Consider the following 18084-nt stretch of genomic DNA (forward strand, 5'->3'; position numbering starts at 1 on the left):
TTGGAGATCAAGTTAATATGTGTGTAATTTATAAAACCCCAAACCAAACGCTAAAAAGATATATGAGACCTGATTACATATTTTAATTGAAACTATATTCAAAAATATTTATTTTGAATATGTTCAAGTTAAAATAACTTCTGATAAGTAAGCCTCCCCCTCTTATATTATTATTGCTGTTTTATTTCCTATGGTTTAATCAAATAGGAGTTCCATCATGTGTTGTTAATTTTTGGTTTATGTAAAAAAGACATTGAATTTGTTTTTTTTTATTACTTGGTAGTGTTTAGTTATTCTAAACACGTTGGTTTTGTTATGATTACTATAGAATTGTAAGCATAAAATTAAGTAATATTAAGGACTAAACCATGAGTAAAAACTACCCTACAAGCAATAACTCAATTCCTATATTGAGTTTGTTATCTATTGATCTACAATTATATAAATCAATAGAGTTATGATGAAGTTTAATTTTCTGTCAGGAAAGTATATTCGTTTATCAAAACTTATGCTCTCCTTCGTTTTGCTCTTTTTTTTGAGTGAATTTGTAACTGCGCAAACAATCCCGTCAAGTGCTGGTTCGGCTAATTGTCATACCTGTGCGCCAAACGCAGGATGGACGGTCAATTTAGGAACACCAGACGTGTCAAATAGCACGACGGCAGCCATTTCAGGTACTTTTAATGGAGGTAATCCATGGACTAATGGACCTTTGCCCTTACCTCCTAACGGTCATACTCATTGGATATCTCTTAGAGATTTAGGTCCTTCCAATACGGAAGAAATTGTGGGTACAACAATGACTGGTCTGATTATAGGTGAATTGTATGAAATACAGGTGTTTAGTTTAACTTCGGTATCTGTTTATTCACCAGTTTATAACGATGCTTTTCGCTTTAGAGTTGGAGCCTTGCCTATAGTGGAAGTTTCACCGATAACGCAAGAAACATGGGGTATTTCACGACTGAGATTTGTGGCAGATGCTACAACTATGAGTTTTGAGCTTTTTCCGGGGAAAAACTCTGGAGGATCTCCCGCGACCTTTGAATCCGTTCAAATTTCAGTAACATTAAATGCGATTAAATTGGTGGGTGATGATGATAATGACGGTGTTGGAAATGATGCTGATTTGGATGATGATGATGATGGTATTCTAGATGATAATGAATGTAGCTTTATAGGGTTTAACCCCACAGATTTAACATCGCCTCCGGGAGCAAATGCTACTGGTATAAATATTGTTAATCAAGATGTTAGTAGTTTGTATAATCTTCCTTTAGGAAGTCTTTTTGTATCTATTACAAATGGAGCTACTGGCAGTTCAGGAAACTCATGGAAAATAAATACGGCAACAGGAAATACAGAATTTGTGTTTTCTGGACCCTATGCTGATTTGGCGTTTTTGAGAGTAGCTCATGATAACAATCTTGATTCCAATGCAGATAAAGGTTTTATTTCTAATGACACCAAGCATTTTGCATTAACAACACCGTCATTGACAGATGATTTTGTTGAGACGACTGTAGGTTATAGCTACGGGGTTTTGAATCCAGCAGGAGGGGTAATAACTACTAATGCTACTAGATTTCAATGGGAAGCTACTTCTGCGGGTGCCAAAGAGGTAGAAGTTTTTTCTACAGGAACTGGAAATGACGAATATTTTATTGAGCTGAGAGTATGTGATACGGACAGAGATGGAATATTAGATCATCTCGATTTAGACAGTGATAATGATGGTTGTAATGATGTGATAGAATCAGGAGGTGTTGATACAAGCCCTGCTGATGGTATTCTAGACGGAACAGGTTTTGATAGTAATGGACAGGTTATAGGAGGTACTGGTGGTTATGATGGTGTAACGGGAAATGAGGTGGAAGCTACTAAAATTGAAATAGATAGTAGCCAACCGGATTTAACTATATGCCAAGGAGACAATGCTGGATTTTCTGTAATAGCACATTCTTTAAGTACAACGGTATTTGCATCAGGAGTGCCTGATTATAGTGGAAGTACCCAGTCTACTTCAGGATTAGTGTATAAATGGCAGGTAGAAGTAGGGAACTCATCTGTTTGGAATGACCTAAGCAATGGAACGGTATATAATAATGTAAATACACCAATATTGTTATTAATCAATCCGCCTCTCAGTGCATCTACCAATAAATATAGGTTGGTCTTAACAAGTACTAAGAACGGTTGTAGTAGTTTAATATCTACTCCAGCTACTTTGACAATACTACCTAGTAAAACAGTTACTGTGCCTTCAAGTACGCCAACGTTACCATACAATACCCTATTAACAAATATTACTCATGACACAACAGTAGCAACAGGTATTGGAGTAGCAACAGATTTACCAACAGGTGTAACTGCAGCATGGTTAAATGATGTGATAACCATAAGTGGAACACCAATGGAAAGTGGTGTGTTTGATTATAGCATTCCGTTAACAGGAGGCTGTGGAACAGTTGCAGCTTTAGGGACCATCACGGTAACAAGTGTTATTGATGCTGTAGCAGATGATTTTAGCAGCAGCCCAATCACCATAGGAGATTCAACAACAAATATTACCGCAAATGACACCTTGGATGGTAGTCCAGTAGTACTAGGAACCAATCCAGGTCAAGTAACGTTAACGGGTACTACTGTACCGAGTGAACTTACGTTAAATAGTAATGGAACGATCACTGTGAATGCAGGCGCTCCATCCGGAACATATACGGTTACCTACGAGATTTGTAAGAATGGCGCTGTACCAGCGAATTGTGCAAGCACAACGGTTACCGTAGTCGTATCGAATGTTATTGATGCTGTAGCAGATGATTTTAGCAGCAGCCCGATCACTATAGGAGATTCAACAACAAATATTACCGCAAATGACACCTTGGATGGTAGTCCAGTAGTACTAGGAACCAATCCAGGTCAAGTAACGTTAACGGGTACTACTGTACCGAGTGAACTTACGTTAAATAGTAATGGAACGATCACTGTGAATGCAGGCGCTCCATCTGGAACATATACGGTTACCTACGAGATTTGTGAGAATGGCGCAGTGCCAGGCAATTGTGCAAGCACAACGGTTACCATAGTCGTATCGAATGTTATTGATGCTGTAGCAGATGACTTTAGCAGCAGCCCGATCACTATAGGAGATTCAACAACAAACATTACCGCAAATGACACCTTGGATGGTAGTCCAGTAGTACTAGGAACCAATCCAGGTCAAGTAACGTTAACGGGTACTACTGTACCGAGTGAACTTACGTTAAATAGTAATGGAACGATCACTGTGAATGCAGGCGCTCCATCTGGAACATATACAGTTGTATACGAGATTTGTGAGAATGGCGCAGTGCCACCCAATTGTGAAAGCACAACGGTTACCGTAGTCGTATCGAATGTTATTGATGCTGTAGCAGATGACTTTAGCAGCAGCCCGATCACTATAGGAGATTCAACAACAAATATTACGGCGAATGATACCTTGGATGGTAGTCCAGTAGTACTAGGAACCAATCCAGGTCAAGTAACGTTAACGGGTACTACTGTACCGAGTGAACTTACGTTAAATAGTAATGGAACGATCACTGTGAATGCAGGCGCTCCATCTGGAACATATACAGTTGTATACGAGATTTGTGAGAATGGCGCAGTGCCCCCCAATTGTGCAAGCACAACGGTTACCATAGTCGTATCGAATGTTATTGATGCTGTAGCAGATGACTTTAGCAGCAGCCCAATCACCATAGGAGATTCAACAACAAATATTACGGCGAATGATACCTTGGATGGTAGTCCAGTAGTACTAGGAACCAACCCAGGTCAAGTAACACTAACGGGTACTACTGTGCCAAGTGAACTTACGTTAAATAGTAATGGAACGATCACGGTGAATGCAGGCGCTCCATCTGGAACATATACAGTTGTATACGAGATTTGTGAGAATGGCGCAGTGCCAGGCAATTGTGCAAGCACAACGGTTACCATAGTCGTATCGAATGTTATTGATGCTGTAGCAGATGACTTTAGCAGCAGCCCAATCACCATAGGAGATTCAACAACAAATATTACGGCGAATGATACCTTGGATGGTAGTCCAGTAGTACTAGGAACCAACCCAGGTCAAGTAACGTTAACGGGTACTACTGTACCAAGTGAACTTACGTTAAATAGTAATGGAACGATCACTGTGAATGCAGGCGCTCCATCTGGAACATATACAGTTGTATACGAGATTTGTGAGAATGGCGCAGTGCCAGGCAATTGTGCAAGCACAACGGTTACCGTAGTCGTATCGAATGTTATTGATGCTGTAGCAGATGACTTTAGCAGCAGCCCTATCACCATAGGAGATTCAACAACAAATATTACGGCGAATGATACCTTGGATGGTAGTCCAGTAGTACTAGGAACCAATCCAGGTCAAGTAACGTTAACGGGTACTACTGTACCGAGTGAACTTACGTTAAATAGTAATGGAACGATCACTGTGAATGCAGGCGCTCCATCCGGAACATATACGGTTACCTACGAGATTTGTGAGAATGGCGCAGTTCCACCCAATTGTGCAAGCACAACGGTTACCATAGTCGTATCGAATGTTATTGATGCTGTAGCAGATGACTTTAGCAGCAGCCCTATCACTATAGGAGATTCAACAACAAATATTACGGCGAATGATACCTTGGATGGTAGTCCAGTAGTACTAGGAACCAATCCAGGTCAAGTAACGTTAACGGGTACTACTGTACCGAGTGAACTTACGTTAAATAGTAATGGAACGATAACGGTAAATTCAGGCGCTCCATCTGGAACATATACGGTTACCTACGAGATTTGTGAGAATGGCGCAGTTCCACCCAATTGTGCAAGCACAACGGTTACCATAGTAGTATCGAATGTTATTGATGCTGTAGCAGATGACTTTAGCAGCAGCCCGATCACTATAGGAGATTCAACAACAAATATTACGGCGAATGATACCTTGGATGGTAGTCCAGTAGTACTAGGAACCAATCCAGGTCAAGTAACGTTAACGGGTACTACTGTACCGAGTGAACTTACGTTAAATAGTAATGGAACGATCACTGTGAATGCAGGCGCTCCATCTGGAACATATACAGTTGTATACGAGATTTGTGAGAATGGCGCAGTGCCAGGCAATTGTGCAAGCACAACGGTTACCATAGTAGTATCGAATGTTATTGATGCTGTAGCAGATGACTTTAGCAGCAGCCCAATCACCATAGGAGATTCAACAACAAATATTACGGCGAATGATACCTTGGATGGTAGTCCAGTAGTACTAGGAACCAACCCAGGTCAAGTAACGTTAACGGGTACTACTGTGCCAAGTGAACTTACGTTAAATAGTAATGGAACGATAACGGTAAATGCAGGCGCTCCATCTGGAACATATACAGTTGTATACGAGATTTGTGAGAATGGCGCAGTGCCACCCAATTGTGAAAGCACAACGGTTACCGTAGTCGTATCGAATGTTATTGATGCTGTAGCAGATGACTTTAGCAGCAGCCCGATCACTATAGGAGATTCAACAACAAACATTACCGCAAATGACACCTTGGATGGTAGTCCAGTAGTACTAGGAACCAATCCAGGTCAAGTAACGTTAACGGGTACTACTGTACCGAGTGAACTTACGTTAAATAGTAATGGAACGATCACTGTGAATGCAGGCGCTCCATCTGGAACATATACAGTTGTATACGAGATTTGTGAGAATGGCGCAGTGCCACCCAATTGTGAAAGCACAACGGTTACCGTAGTCGTATCGAATGTTATTGATGCTGTAGCAGATGACTTTAGCAGCAGCCCGATCACTATAGGAGATTCAACAACAAATATTACGGCGAATGATACCTTGGATGGTAGTCCAGTAGTACTAGGAACCAATCCAGGTCAAGTAACGTTAACGGGTACTACTGTACCGAGTGAACTTACGTTAAATAGTAATGGAACGATCACTGTGAATGCAGGCGCTCCATCTGGAACATATACAGTTGTATACGAGATTTGTGAGAATGGTGCAGTGCCACCCAATTGTGAAAGCACAACGGTTACCGTAGTCGTATCGAATGTTATTGATGCTGTAGCAGATGATTTTAGTAGCAGCCCGATCACTATAGGAGATTCAACAACAAATATTACCGCAAATGACACCTTGGATGGTAGTCCAGTAGTACTAGGAACCAATCCAGGTCAAGTAACGTTAACGGGTACTACTGTGCCAAGTGAACTTACGTTAAATAGTAATGGAACGATCACTGTGAATGCAGGCGCTCCATCTGGAACATATACAGTTGTATACGAGATTTGTGAGAATGGCGCAGTGCCAGGCAATTGTGCAAGCACAACGGTTACCATAGTCGTATCGAATGTTATTGATGCTGTAGCAGATGACTTTAGCAGCAGCCCTATCACTATAGGAGATTCAACAACAAATATTACGGCGAATGATACCTTGGATGGTAGTCCAGTAGTACTAGGAACCAATCCAGGTCAAGTAACGTTAACGGGTACTACTGTACCGAGTGAACTTACGTTAAATAGTAATGGAACGATCACGGTAAATTCAGGCGCTCCATCTGGAACATATACAGTTGTATACGAGATTTGTGAGAATGGCGCAGTGCCAGGCAATTGTGCAAGCACAACGGTTACCATAGTCGTATCGAATGTTATTGATGCTGTAGCAGATGACTTTAGCAGCAGCCCGATCACTATAGGAGATTCAACAACAAATATTACGGCGAATGATACCTTGGATGGTAGTCCAGTGGTACTAGGAACCAATCCAGGTCAAGTAACGTTAACGGGTACTACTGTGCCAAGTGAACTTACGTTAAATAGTAATGGAACGATCACGGTAAATTCAGGCGCTCCATCTGGAACATATACAGTTGTATACGAGATTTGTGAGAATGGCGCAGTGCCAGGAAATTGTGCAAGCACAACGGTTACCATAGTCGTATCGAATGTTATTGATGCTGTAGCAGATGACTTTAGCAGCAGCCCGATCACTATAGGAGATTCAACAACAAATATTACGGCGAATGATACCTTGGATGGTAGTCCAGTAGTACTAGGAACCAATCCAGGTCAAGTAACGTTAACGGGTACTACTGTACCGAGTGAACTTACGTTAAATAGTAATGGAACGATCACGGTAAATTCAGGCGCTCCATCTGGAACATATACAGTTGTATACGAGATTTGTGAGAATGGCGCAGTGCCAGGCAATTGTGCAAGCACAACGGTTACCATAGTCGTATCGAATGTTATTGATGCTGTAGCAGATGACTTTAGCAGCAGCCCGATCACTATAGGAGATTCAACAACAAATATTACGGCGAATGATACCTTGGATGGTAGTCCAGTGGTACTAGGAACCAATCCAGGTCAAGTAACGTTAACGGGTACTACTGTGCCAAGTGAACTTACGTTAAATAGTAATGGAACGATCACGGTAAATGCAGGCGCTCCATCTGGAACATATACAGTTGTATACGAGATTTGTGAGAATGGCGCAGTGCCAGGCAATTGTGCAAGCACAACGGTTACCATAGTCGTATCGAATGTTATTGATGCTGTAGCAGATGACTTTAGCAGCAGCCCGATCACTATAGGAGATTCAACAACAAATATTACGGCGAATGATACCTTGGATGGTAGTCCAGTAGTACTAGGAACCAATCCAGGTCAAGTAACGTTAACGGGTACTACTGTACCGAGTGAACTTACGTTAAATAGTAATGGAACGATCACGGTAAATTCAGGCGCTCCATCTGGAACATATACAGTTGTATACGAGATTTGTGAGAATGGCGCAGTGCCAGGCAATTGTGCAAGCACAACGGTTACCATAGTCGTATCGAATGTTATTGATGCTGTAGCAGATGACTTTAGCAGCAGCCCGATCACTATAGGAGATTCAACAACAAATATTACGGCGAATGATACCTTGGATGGTAGTCCAGTAGTACTAGGAACCAATCCAGGTCAAGTAACGTTAACGGGTACTACTGTACCGAGTGAACTTACGTTAAATAGTAATGGAACGATCACTGTGAATGCAGGCGCTCCATCTGGAACATATACAGTTGTATACGAGATTTGTGAGAATGGCGCAGTGCCAGGCAATTGTGCAAGCACAACGGTTACCATAGTCGTATCGAATGTTATTGATGCTGTAGCAGATGATTTTAGCAGCAGCCCGATCACTATAGGAGATTCAACAACAAATATTACGGCGAATGATACCTTGGATGGTAGTCCAGTAGTACTAGGAACCAACCCAGGTCAAGTAACGTTAACAGGTACTACTGTACCGAGTGAACTTACGTTAAATAGTAATGGAACGATCACTGTGAATGCAGGCGCTCCATCTGGAACATATACAGTTGTATACGAGATTTGTGAGAATGGCGCAGTGCCAGGCAATTGTGCAAGCACAACGGTTACCATAGTAGTATCGAATGTTATTGATGCTGTAGCAGATGATTTTAGCAGCAGCCCGATCACTATAGGAGATTCAACAACAAATATTACGGCGAATGATACCTTGGATGGTAGTCCAGTAGTACTAGGAACCAATCCAGGTCAAGTAACGTTAACGGGTACTACTGTACCGAGTGAACTTACGTTAAATAGTAATGGAACGATCACTGTGAATGCAGGCGCTCCATCTGGAACATATACAGTTGTATACGAGATTTGTGAGAATGGCGCAGTGCCAGGCAATTGTGCAAGCACAACGGTTACCATAGTCGTATCGAATGTTATTGATGCTGTAGCAGATGATTTTAGCAGCAGCCCGATCACTATAGGAGATTCAACAACAAATATTACGGCGAATGATACCTTGGATGGTAGTCCAGTAGTACTAGGAACCAATCCAGGTCAAGTAACGTTAACGGGTACTACTGTACCGAGTGAACTTACGTTAAATAGTAATGGAACGATCACGGTAAATGCAGGCGCTCCATCTGGAACATATACAGTTGTATACGAGATTTGTGAGAATGGCGCAGTGCCAGGCAATTGTGCAAGCACAACGGTTACCATAGTCGTATCGAATGTTATTGATGCTGTAGCAGATGACTTTAGCAGCAGCCCAATCACCATAGGAGATTCAACAACAAATATTACGGCGAATGATACCTTGGATGGTAGTCCAGTAGTACTAGGAACCAACCCAGGTCAAGTAACGTTAACAGGTACTACTGTGCCAAGTGAACTTACGTTAAATAGTAATGGAACGATCACTGTGAATGCAGGCGCTCCATCTGGAACATATACAGTTGTATACGAGATTTGTGAGAATGGCGCAGTGCCAGGCAATTGTGCAAGCACAACGGTTACCATAGTCGTATCGAATGTTATTGATGCTGTAGCAGATGACTTTAGCAGCAGCCCGATCACTATAGGAGATTCAACAACAAATATTACGGCGAATGATACCTTGGATGGTAGTCCAGTAGTACTAGGAACCAATCCAGGTCAAGTAACGTTAACGGGTACTACTGTGCCAAGTGAACTTACGTTAAATAGTAATGGAACGATCACGGTAAATTCAGGCGCTCCATCTGGAACATATACAGTTGTATACGAGATTTGTGAGAATGGCGCAGTGCCAGGCAATTGTGCAAGCACAACGGTTACCATAGTCGTATCGAATGTTATTGATGCTGTAGCAGATGACTTTAGCAGCAGCCCGATCACTATAGGAGATTCAACAACAAATATTACGGCGAATGATACCTTGGATGGTAGTCCAGTAGTACTAGGAACCAATCCAGGTCAAGTAACGTTAACGGGTACTACTGTACCGAGTGAACTTACGTTAAATAGTAATGGAACGATCACGGTAAATTCAGGCGCTCCATCTGGAACATATACAGTTGTATACGAGATTTGTGAGAATGGCGCAGTGCCAGGCAATTGTGCAAGCACAACGGTTACCATAGTCGTATCGAATGTTATTGATGCTGTAGCAGATGACTTTAGCAGCAGCCCGATCACTATAGGAGATTCAACAACAAATATTACGGCGAATGATACCTTGGATGGTAGTCCAGTGGTACTAGGAACCAATCCAGGTCAAGTAACGTTAACGGGTACTACTGTGCCAAGTGAACTTACGTTAAATAGTAATGGAACGATCACGGTAAATGCAGGCGCTCCATCTGGAACATATACAGTTGTATACGAGATTTGTGAGAATGGCGCAGTGCCAGGCAATTGTGCAAGCACAACGGTTACCATAGTCGTATCGAATGTTATTGATGCTGTAGCAGATGACTTTAGCAGCAGCCCTATCACTATAGGAGATTCAACAACAAATATTACGGCGAATGATACCTTGGATGGTAGTCCAGTAGTACTAGGAACCAATCCAGGTCAAGTAACGTTAACGGGTACTACTGTACCGAGTGAACTTACGTTAAATAGTAATGGAACGATCACTGTGAATGCAGGCGCTCCATCTGGAACATATACAGTTGTATACGAGATTTGTGAGAATGGCGCAGTGCCAGGCAATTGTGCAAGCACAACGGTTACCATAGTCGTATCGAATGTTATTGATGCTGTAGCAGATGACTTTAGTAGTAGCCCGATCACTATAGGAGATTCAACAACAAATATTACGGCGAATGATACCTTGGATGGTAGTCCAGTAGTACTAGGAACCAACCCAGGTCAAGTAACACTAACGGGTACTACTGTGCCAAGTGAACTTACGTTAAATAGTAATGGAACGATCACTGTGAATGCAGGCGCTCCATCTGGAACATATACGGTTACCTACGAGATTTGTGAGAATGGCGCAGTGCCAGGCAATTGTGCAAGCACAACGGTTACCGTAGTCGTATCGAATGTTATTGATGCTGTAGCAGATGACTTTAGCAGCAGCCCAATTACCATAGGAGATTCAACAACAAATATTACGGCGAATGATACCTTGGATGGTAGTCCAGTAGTACTAGGAACCAATCCAGGTCAAGTAACGTTAACGGGTACTACTGTGCCAAGTGAACTTACGTTAAATAGTAATGGAACGATCACAGTGAATGCAGGCGCTCCATCTGGAACATATACGGTTACCTACGAGATTTGTGAGAATGGCGCAGTTCCACCCAATTGTGCAAGCACAACGGTTACCATAGTCGTATCGAATGTTATTGATGCTGTAGCAGATGATTTTAGTAGTAGCCCAATCACCATAGGAGATTCAACAACAAATATTACGGCGAATGATACCTTGGATGGTAGTCCAGTAGTACTAGGAACCAATCCAGGTCAAGTAACGTTAACGGGTACTACTGTACCAAGTGAGCTTACGTTAAATGGTGATGGAACGATCACTGTGAATGCAGGCGCTCCATCTGGAACATATACGGTTACCTACGAGATTTGTGAGAATGGCGCAGTTCCACCCAATTGTGCAAGCACAACGGTTACCATAGTCGTATCGAATGTTATTGATGCTGTAGCAGATGATTTTAGTAGTAGCCCAATCACCATAGGAGATTCAACAACAAATATTACCGCGAATGATACCTTGGATGGTAGTCCAGTAGTACTAGGAACCAACCCAGGTCAAGTAACGTTAACGGGTACTACTGTACCAAGTGAGCTTACGTTAAATGGTGATGGAACGATCACTGTGAATGCAGGCGCTCCATCTGGAACATATACAGTTGTATACGAGATTTGTGAGAATGGCGCAGTTCCACCCAATTGTGCAAGCACAACGGTTACCATAGTCGTATCGAATGTTATTGATGCTGTAGCAGATGACTTTAGCAGCAGCCCAATTACCATAGGAGATTCAACAACAAATATTACGGCGAATGATACCTTGGATGGTAGTCCAGTAGTACTAGGAACCAATCCAGGGCAAGTAACGTTAACGGGTACTACTGTGCCAAGTGAACTTACGTTAAATAGTAATGGAACGATCACTGTGAATGCAGGCGCTCCATCTGGAACATATACGGTTACCTACGAGATTTGTGAGAATGGCGCAGTTCCACCCAATTGTGCAAGCACAACGGTTACCATAGTCGTATCGAATGTTATTGATGCTGTAGCAGATGACTTTACCAGTAGCCCAATCACCATAGGAGATTCAACAACAAATATTACGGCGAATGATACCTTGGATGGTAGTCCAGTAGTACTAGGAACCAATCCAGGTCAAGTAACGTTAACGGGTACTACTGTGCCAAGTGAGCTTACGTTAAATGGTGATGGAACGATCACTGTGAATGCAGGCGCTCCATCTGGAACATATACGGTTACCTACGAGATTTGTGAGAATGGCGCAGTTCCACCCAATTGTGCAAGCACAACGGTTACCATAGTCGTATCGAATGTTATTGATGCTGTAGCAGATGACTTTAGCAGCAGCCCGATCACTATAGGAGATTCAACAACAAATATTACGGCGAATGATACCTTGGATGGTAGTCCAGTAGTACTAGGAACCAATCCAGGGCAAGTAACGTTAACGGGTACTACTGTGCCAAGTGAGCTTACGTTAAATGGTGATGGAACGATCACTGTGAATGCAGGCGCTCCATCTGGAACATATACGGTTACCTACGAGATTTGTGAGAATGGCGCAGTTCCACCCAATTGTGCAAGCACAACGGTTACCATAGTCGTATCGAATGTTATTGATGCTGTAGCAGATGACTTTAGTAGTACCCCGATAACCGAAGGGGAATCAACAACAAGTATTATATTGAATGATACCTTGGATGGTAGTCCAGTAGTACTAGGAACCAATCCAGGTCAAGTAACGTTAACGGGTACTACTGTACCAAGTGAACTTACATTAAATGGTGATGGAACGATCACGGTAAATTCAGGAGCTCCATCTGGTACATATACAGTTGTATACGAGATTTGTGAGAATGGCGCAGTGCCACCCAATTGTGATTTTGTTACAGTGACAATCTTAGTTGATTATGATACAGATGGAGATGGAGTATGGAATATGAATGACCTAGATGATGACAACGATGGAATTCTAGATAGTGTCGAAGAAAATGGTGATCCATTAAGAGATACGGATAGAGATGGTATTCCGGATAGTTTAGATTTGGATAGTGATGGAGATGGTATTTTAGATATAGAAGAGAGTGGGCAAGATCCCTCAGTAGTCGACACTAATGGCGACGGACAGTTAGATAGTAATATAGATGTAGACGGCGATGGAATCATGGATACGGCAGATAATGATGACAATGATATTTTAGCCGGAGGCTCTACCAATCCAGTAGATACTGATAATGATGGAGAACCTGACTTCCAAGATACAGATAGTGATAATGATGGTATTTCAGATTTAGTAGAAGGAGGAACGGATCCGACTTTAGATGCCGATAATGATGGAGTTATAGATGATCAAACAGATAGCGATGGTGATAAAATAATTGATGTTCTTGATCCAGATGATGGTGGTACTCCCGCAGATACCCCAGATAGCGATGGTGATGGAATCCCTGACTATCAAGATGTAGATAGTGATAATGATGGTGTTAATGATGTTGTAGAATCGGGAGGAACGGACGATGATGGAGATGGTGAAATTGATTCAGGTGGCTTGGTAGATGGAGATACGCTTCCTGATACCGATAATGATGGTACTCCAGATTATTTAGACATTGATGATGATGGCGATGGTGTTTTAACGTCGGATGAAGATATTGATTCAGATGATGATCCTATGAATGATGATAGTGATGGAGATGGTACTCCAGATTATTTGGATACAGATGACGATGGTGATGGGGTTTTAACATCGGATGAAGATATTGATTCGGATGATGATCCTATGAATGATGATAGTGACGGAGATGGTACTCCAGATTATTTAGATATTGATGATGATGGCGATGGTGTTTTAACGTCGGATGAAGATATTGATTCGGATGATGATCCTATGAATGATGATAGTGATGGTGATGGAACTCCAGATTATTTAGATACTGATGATGATGGCGATGGAGTTTTAACGTCAGATGAAGATATTGATTCGGATGATGATCCTATGAATGATGATAGTGATGGAGATGGTACTCCAGATTATTTGGATATCGATGATGATGGCGATGGGGTTTTAACGTCGGATGAAGATATTGATACCGATGATGATCCTATGAATGATGATAGTGATGGAGATGGTACTCCAGATTATTTAGATATTGATGATGATGGTGATGGTGTATTAACGTCGGATGAAGATATTGATTCAGATGATGATCCTATGAATGACGATAGTGACGGAGACGGTACTCCAGATTATTTGGATACTGATGATGATGGCGATGGCGTATTAACATCCGATGAAGATATTGATACCGATGATGACCCTATGAATGATGATAGTGACGGAGATGGTACTCCAGATTATTTGGATACCGATGATGATGGCGATGGGATTTTAACATCCGATGAAGATATTGATACCGATGATGACCCTACAAACGATGATAGTGACGGAGATGGTACTCCAGATTATTTAGATACTGATGATGATGGAGATGGTGTAGATACAGCAGATGAGGATCCTGATTTAAATGATGACGGTGCTCCAGATGATGCCTTAGATACCGATGAAGATGGTGTTCCTGATTATTTAGATCCAGATACTTTAGATTGTTTATCAGTATATAACGAGATAACACCGAATGGTGATGGCTATAATGATATCTTGTTTATATCATGTATAGAAGATGATCAGTATAAGAATAATCGATTAGAAATATATAGTCGTTGGGGTAACTTAGTGTACGCTAAGGATCGTTATGATAATAGTTGGGATGGTACATCTAATGGACGTCTGAATATTCGTGTAAATGAACAATTACCTACTGGAACTTATTATTATATGTTAGATTTAGGAAACGGAAAGAAACCTAAAGTAGGTTGGATATATATCAATAGAGATTAATTAAAAAAATTAGTAAGAAATGAACAAGATATTACAGTATATAGTAGTACTAAGTGTAGTGATCATTGGTAGCGAAGTATATTCACAGCAAGATCCGCAATATACACAATACATGTTTAATACGATGAGTGTAAATCCGGCCTACGTAGGATCAAAAGGTCATAGTGTTATTAATTTATTAGCTCGTACACAATGGGTAGGAGTAGATGGTGCACCAAGAACCCAGACCTTAAGCTATGATAGTCCTTTAGGACATAGTGGAGTGGGGCTAGGGTTTAATCTCGTAAACGATGCAATAGGGCCTTCTACAGAAACCTATTTGGATGCTAATGTATCGTATACGGTGCGAACAAGTGATGAAGGTAATCTAGCTTTTGGGATGAAATTAGGAGGTCGATTTTTTAATGTGGATTGGAGTAAAGGTATTTACAGAGATAAGGAAGACAATCAATTATCCCAGCCAATTAACAAGTTCTTACCTACTATAGGTGCAGGAGTTTATTATTACAAGTCGAATTGGTATTTAGGATTGGCAGTTCCTAATATACTAAGTTCAGAGCATTATGATGATGCCAATAGTGGTGGAAACGTTGCTGCTGAGCGTATGCACTATTTCTTAATAGCGGGTTATGTATTTGATTTGAATGATGATATCAAGTTTAAGCCTGCAGTACTGAGTAAGGTTGTAAGTGGTGCTCCTTTATCATTAGATGTTTCGGCAAACTTTTTATTTAATGAGAAGTTTCGAGCAGGAATAGCATGGAGATGGGGTGATTCAATAAGTGGGTTGTTTGGTTTTCAGGTGAATAGGTCGCTTCAGATAGGTTATGCCTATGATTTGACAACATCAAATTACAGCAATTATAATTCAGGAACTCATGAATTGATGTTGCGGTATGAATGGTTTAAGGGACAAACAATGAAGTCACCAAGATTTTTTTAAAAGTATAAATATCAGATATGAAACAAATACTATTAACAGTACTATTATTATTTACCGTAATAGGTTATGGACAGCGCAAGTATGCTGCTGATCGATATTTTAAAGAGTATGCTTATAAGAAATCAGCAGAGTTATATCAACAAATTTACGATAAGGGTGATTCTTCTTACTTGGTCTTGAGTAGGTTAGGGGATTCGTATTATCATACAGTATCCTTTCAAAAGGCAGAAGAATGCTATGCAGAGTTGATGAAAAAATATGAGGGTATTGCTTCTTCTAAACATTTATTTAGATATGCACAAGTTTTAAAGAGTAATGGAAAAGTAAAGGATTCAGATGATTGGATATTGAAGTTGAAATCGTTAAATGAAAATGATAGTCGTGTTGCAGATTTGGAGAATAACAAAGATTACTTTGTGTCTTATACTAATAAACCTAAGACCTATATCCATATCCATAATCTATCGGTTAACACACAGTACTCAGATTTTGGAGGCTTTTTACATGACGGGTATTTTTATTTTTGGTCAACACGTCCCGACGCAGAAAATAAAAAGTTGTATCAGTGGAACAATCAGCCATACTTGAACATTTATAAATCAAAACAGCAGGAGTTGGAAGAAAACAAGGTGTTAGATGTAGATGCTGCTGAAAAGATCGTATCGTTAAGCAGCAGGTACCATGAATCCAATGCGGTTATTACCAAAGATGGCAATACGGTTTATTTTACAAGAGATAATTACAACAATGACAAGGCGAAATTAGTAGGAGATGATAAGAACGTATCCAACTTAAAGATTTACAAGGCGAAAAAAATGCATAATACTTGGAGTAATGTTGAGGAGTTACCCTTCAATGATGATAGCTATTCGACCGGGCATCCAGCTTTAAGTACCGATGAGAAGACATTATATTTTGTCTCTGATAGACCAGGAGGCTATGGAGAAACAGATTTGTACAAGGTTTCTGTGTTCTCTGATGGCAGTTATGGAGAACCGGAGAATTTGGGCAATACGATTAATACGGAAGGGAGAGAGATGTTTCCTTTTATAGGATCAGACAATCGACTATATTTTTCTTCAGATGGTCATTTAGGATTAGGTGCTTTGGATGTTTTCGAGGCCAAATTAGAGAGTAGTAGTTATACAGAACCGATTAATGTAGGTTTGCCAATAAATGGACCCTTAGATGATTTTGGGTTTGTGATTAATAAGGAGCGAACGGCTGGTTACTTTTCATCAAATCGTGAAGGGGGCGTAGGTGATGATGATATTTATAGTTTTAGAGTATATAACTGTAAGGAAACAATTAGAGGGGTGGTCTCAGATTCAAAAACAGGACAGCCGATAGACAAAGTGGTTGTACGTTTGGTAAACGATAAGGGAGAATCGATATCAGAGCAGGTAACCGAAAATGATGGAGCTTATAGTTTTGAAGCTTTAGATTGTGAGAAAAAATTTGTGTTAGTAGCTTCAAAGGTTGAATATAAGGGAGTTCATAAAGAACAAATGACATTAGATGTAAATAAGATAACATTAACGAAAGATATTGTTTTAGAGTCGTTGATTGAAGAAGACCAGATCGTAATCAATCCGATTTATTTTGATTTTGATTTGTATACCATTCGAGAGGATGCGGAATATGAATTAGAACATATAGTTACTGTGATGCAGAATCACCCTGATATGGTCATCAAAATAGAATCGCATACTGATAGTAGAGGGTTAAAGGAGTATAATAGAATTTTATCAGACAGGCGAGCCAAAGCCACACGTGATTATCTAGTGATGCGAGGAATAGCTCCAGAGAGAATAGAAAGCGCCATAGGATATGGAGAAGATAACTTACTTTATGATTGTGGAGGGAATGAGCAACGAAAATGTACAGAAGAAGAACATCAACAAAACAGGCGATCGTATTTTTACATAGTAAGCGGAAGAAAGAATATAAAATCCAGTAATGAATAGTAAGAATATTTAATGTAAAAAAAGAAAAAAACGCTCCATATATGGAGCGTTTTTTTTGTGCAAAATTCTAGTGAATTCTGTGTTTATTTTCTGGTCTATTCAATAGAAAACAGCTTAAAACGCTAAGTGCTGTTACCATACGGTACTGTTCTTTCATCGTAATAAAGAGGTCATTTGAATAATAAAAC

Annotated in this window: 3 protein-coding genes; all 3 read left to right on the top strand. The window is 40.6% G+C overall.

What is annotated here, in order from left to right:
* Positions 1-457 precede the first annotated feature (457 nt).
* From AC2TDS_RS13830 to AC2TDS_RS13840, 3 genes are read left to right on the top strand one after another with little or no spacing between them, the layout of a single operon-like run.
* A complete protein-coding gene (locus tag AC2TDS_RS13830; protein ID WP_484736167.1) occupies positions 458-14986 on the top strand; it encodes a T9SS type B sorting domain-containing protein in 14529 nt (4842 codons plus the stop codon).
* 19 nt (positions 14987-15005) lie between these two features.
* Positions 15006-15929 (top strand): PorP/SprF family type IX secretion system membrane protein, encoded by a 924-nt coding sequence (locus AC2TDS_RS13835; RefSeq protein WP_484736168.1) that lies wholly within the window; start codon positions 15006-15008, stop codon positions 15927-15929.
* Between the two features lie 17 nt (positions 15930-15946).
* Complete coding sequence (locus AC2TDS_RS13840; RefSeq protein WP_484736169.1) at positions 15947-17896, top strand: OmpA family protein; 1950 nt, start codon at positions 15947-15949, stop codon at positions 17894-17896.
* Positions 17897-18084 lie beyond the last annotated feature (188 nt).

This window comes from Tenacibaculum profundicola (assembly GCF_057220795.1).

Bases quoted from the DNA above. Each gene is read 5' to 3' on its own strand.
- AC2TDS_RS13830 (WP_484736167.1), top strand. From the start codon at position 458: ATGATGAAGTTTAATTTTCTGTCAGGAAAGTATATTCGTTTATCAAAA.
- AC2TDS_RS13835 (WP_484736168.1), top strand. From the start codon at position 15,006: ATGAACAAGATATTACAGTATATAGTAGTACTAAGTGTAGTGATCATT.
- AC2TDS_RS13840 (WP_484736169.1), top strand. From the start codon at position 15,947: ATGAAACAAATACTATTAACAGTACTATTATTATTTACCGTAATAGGT.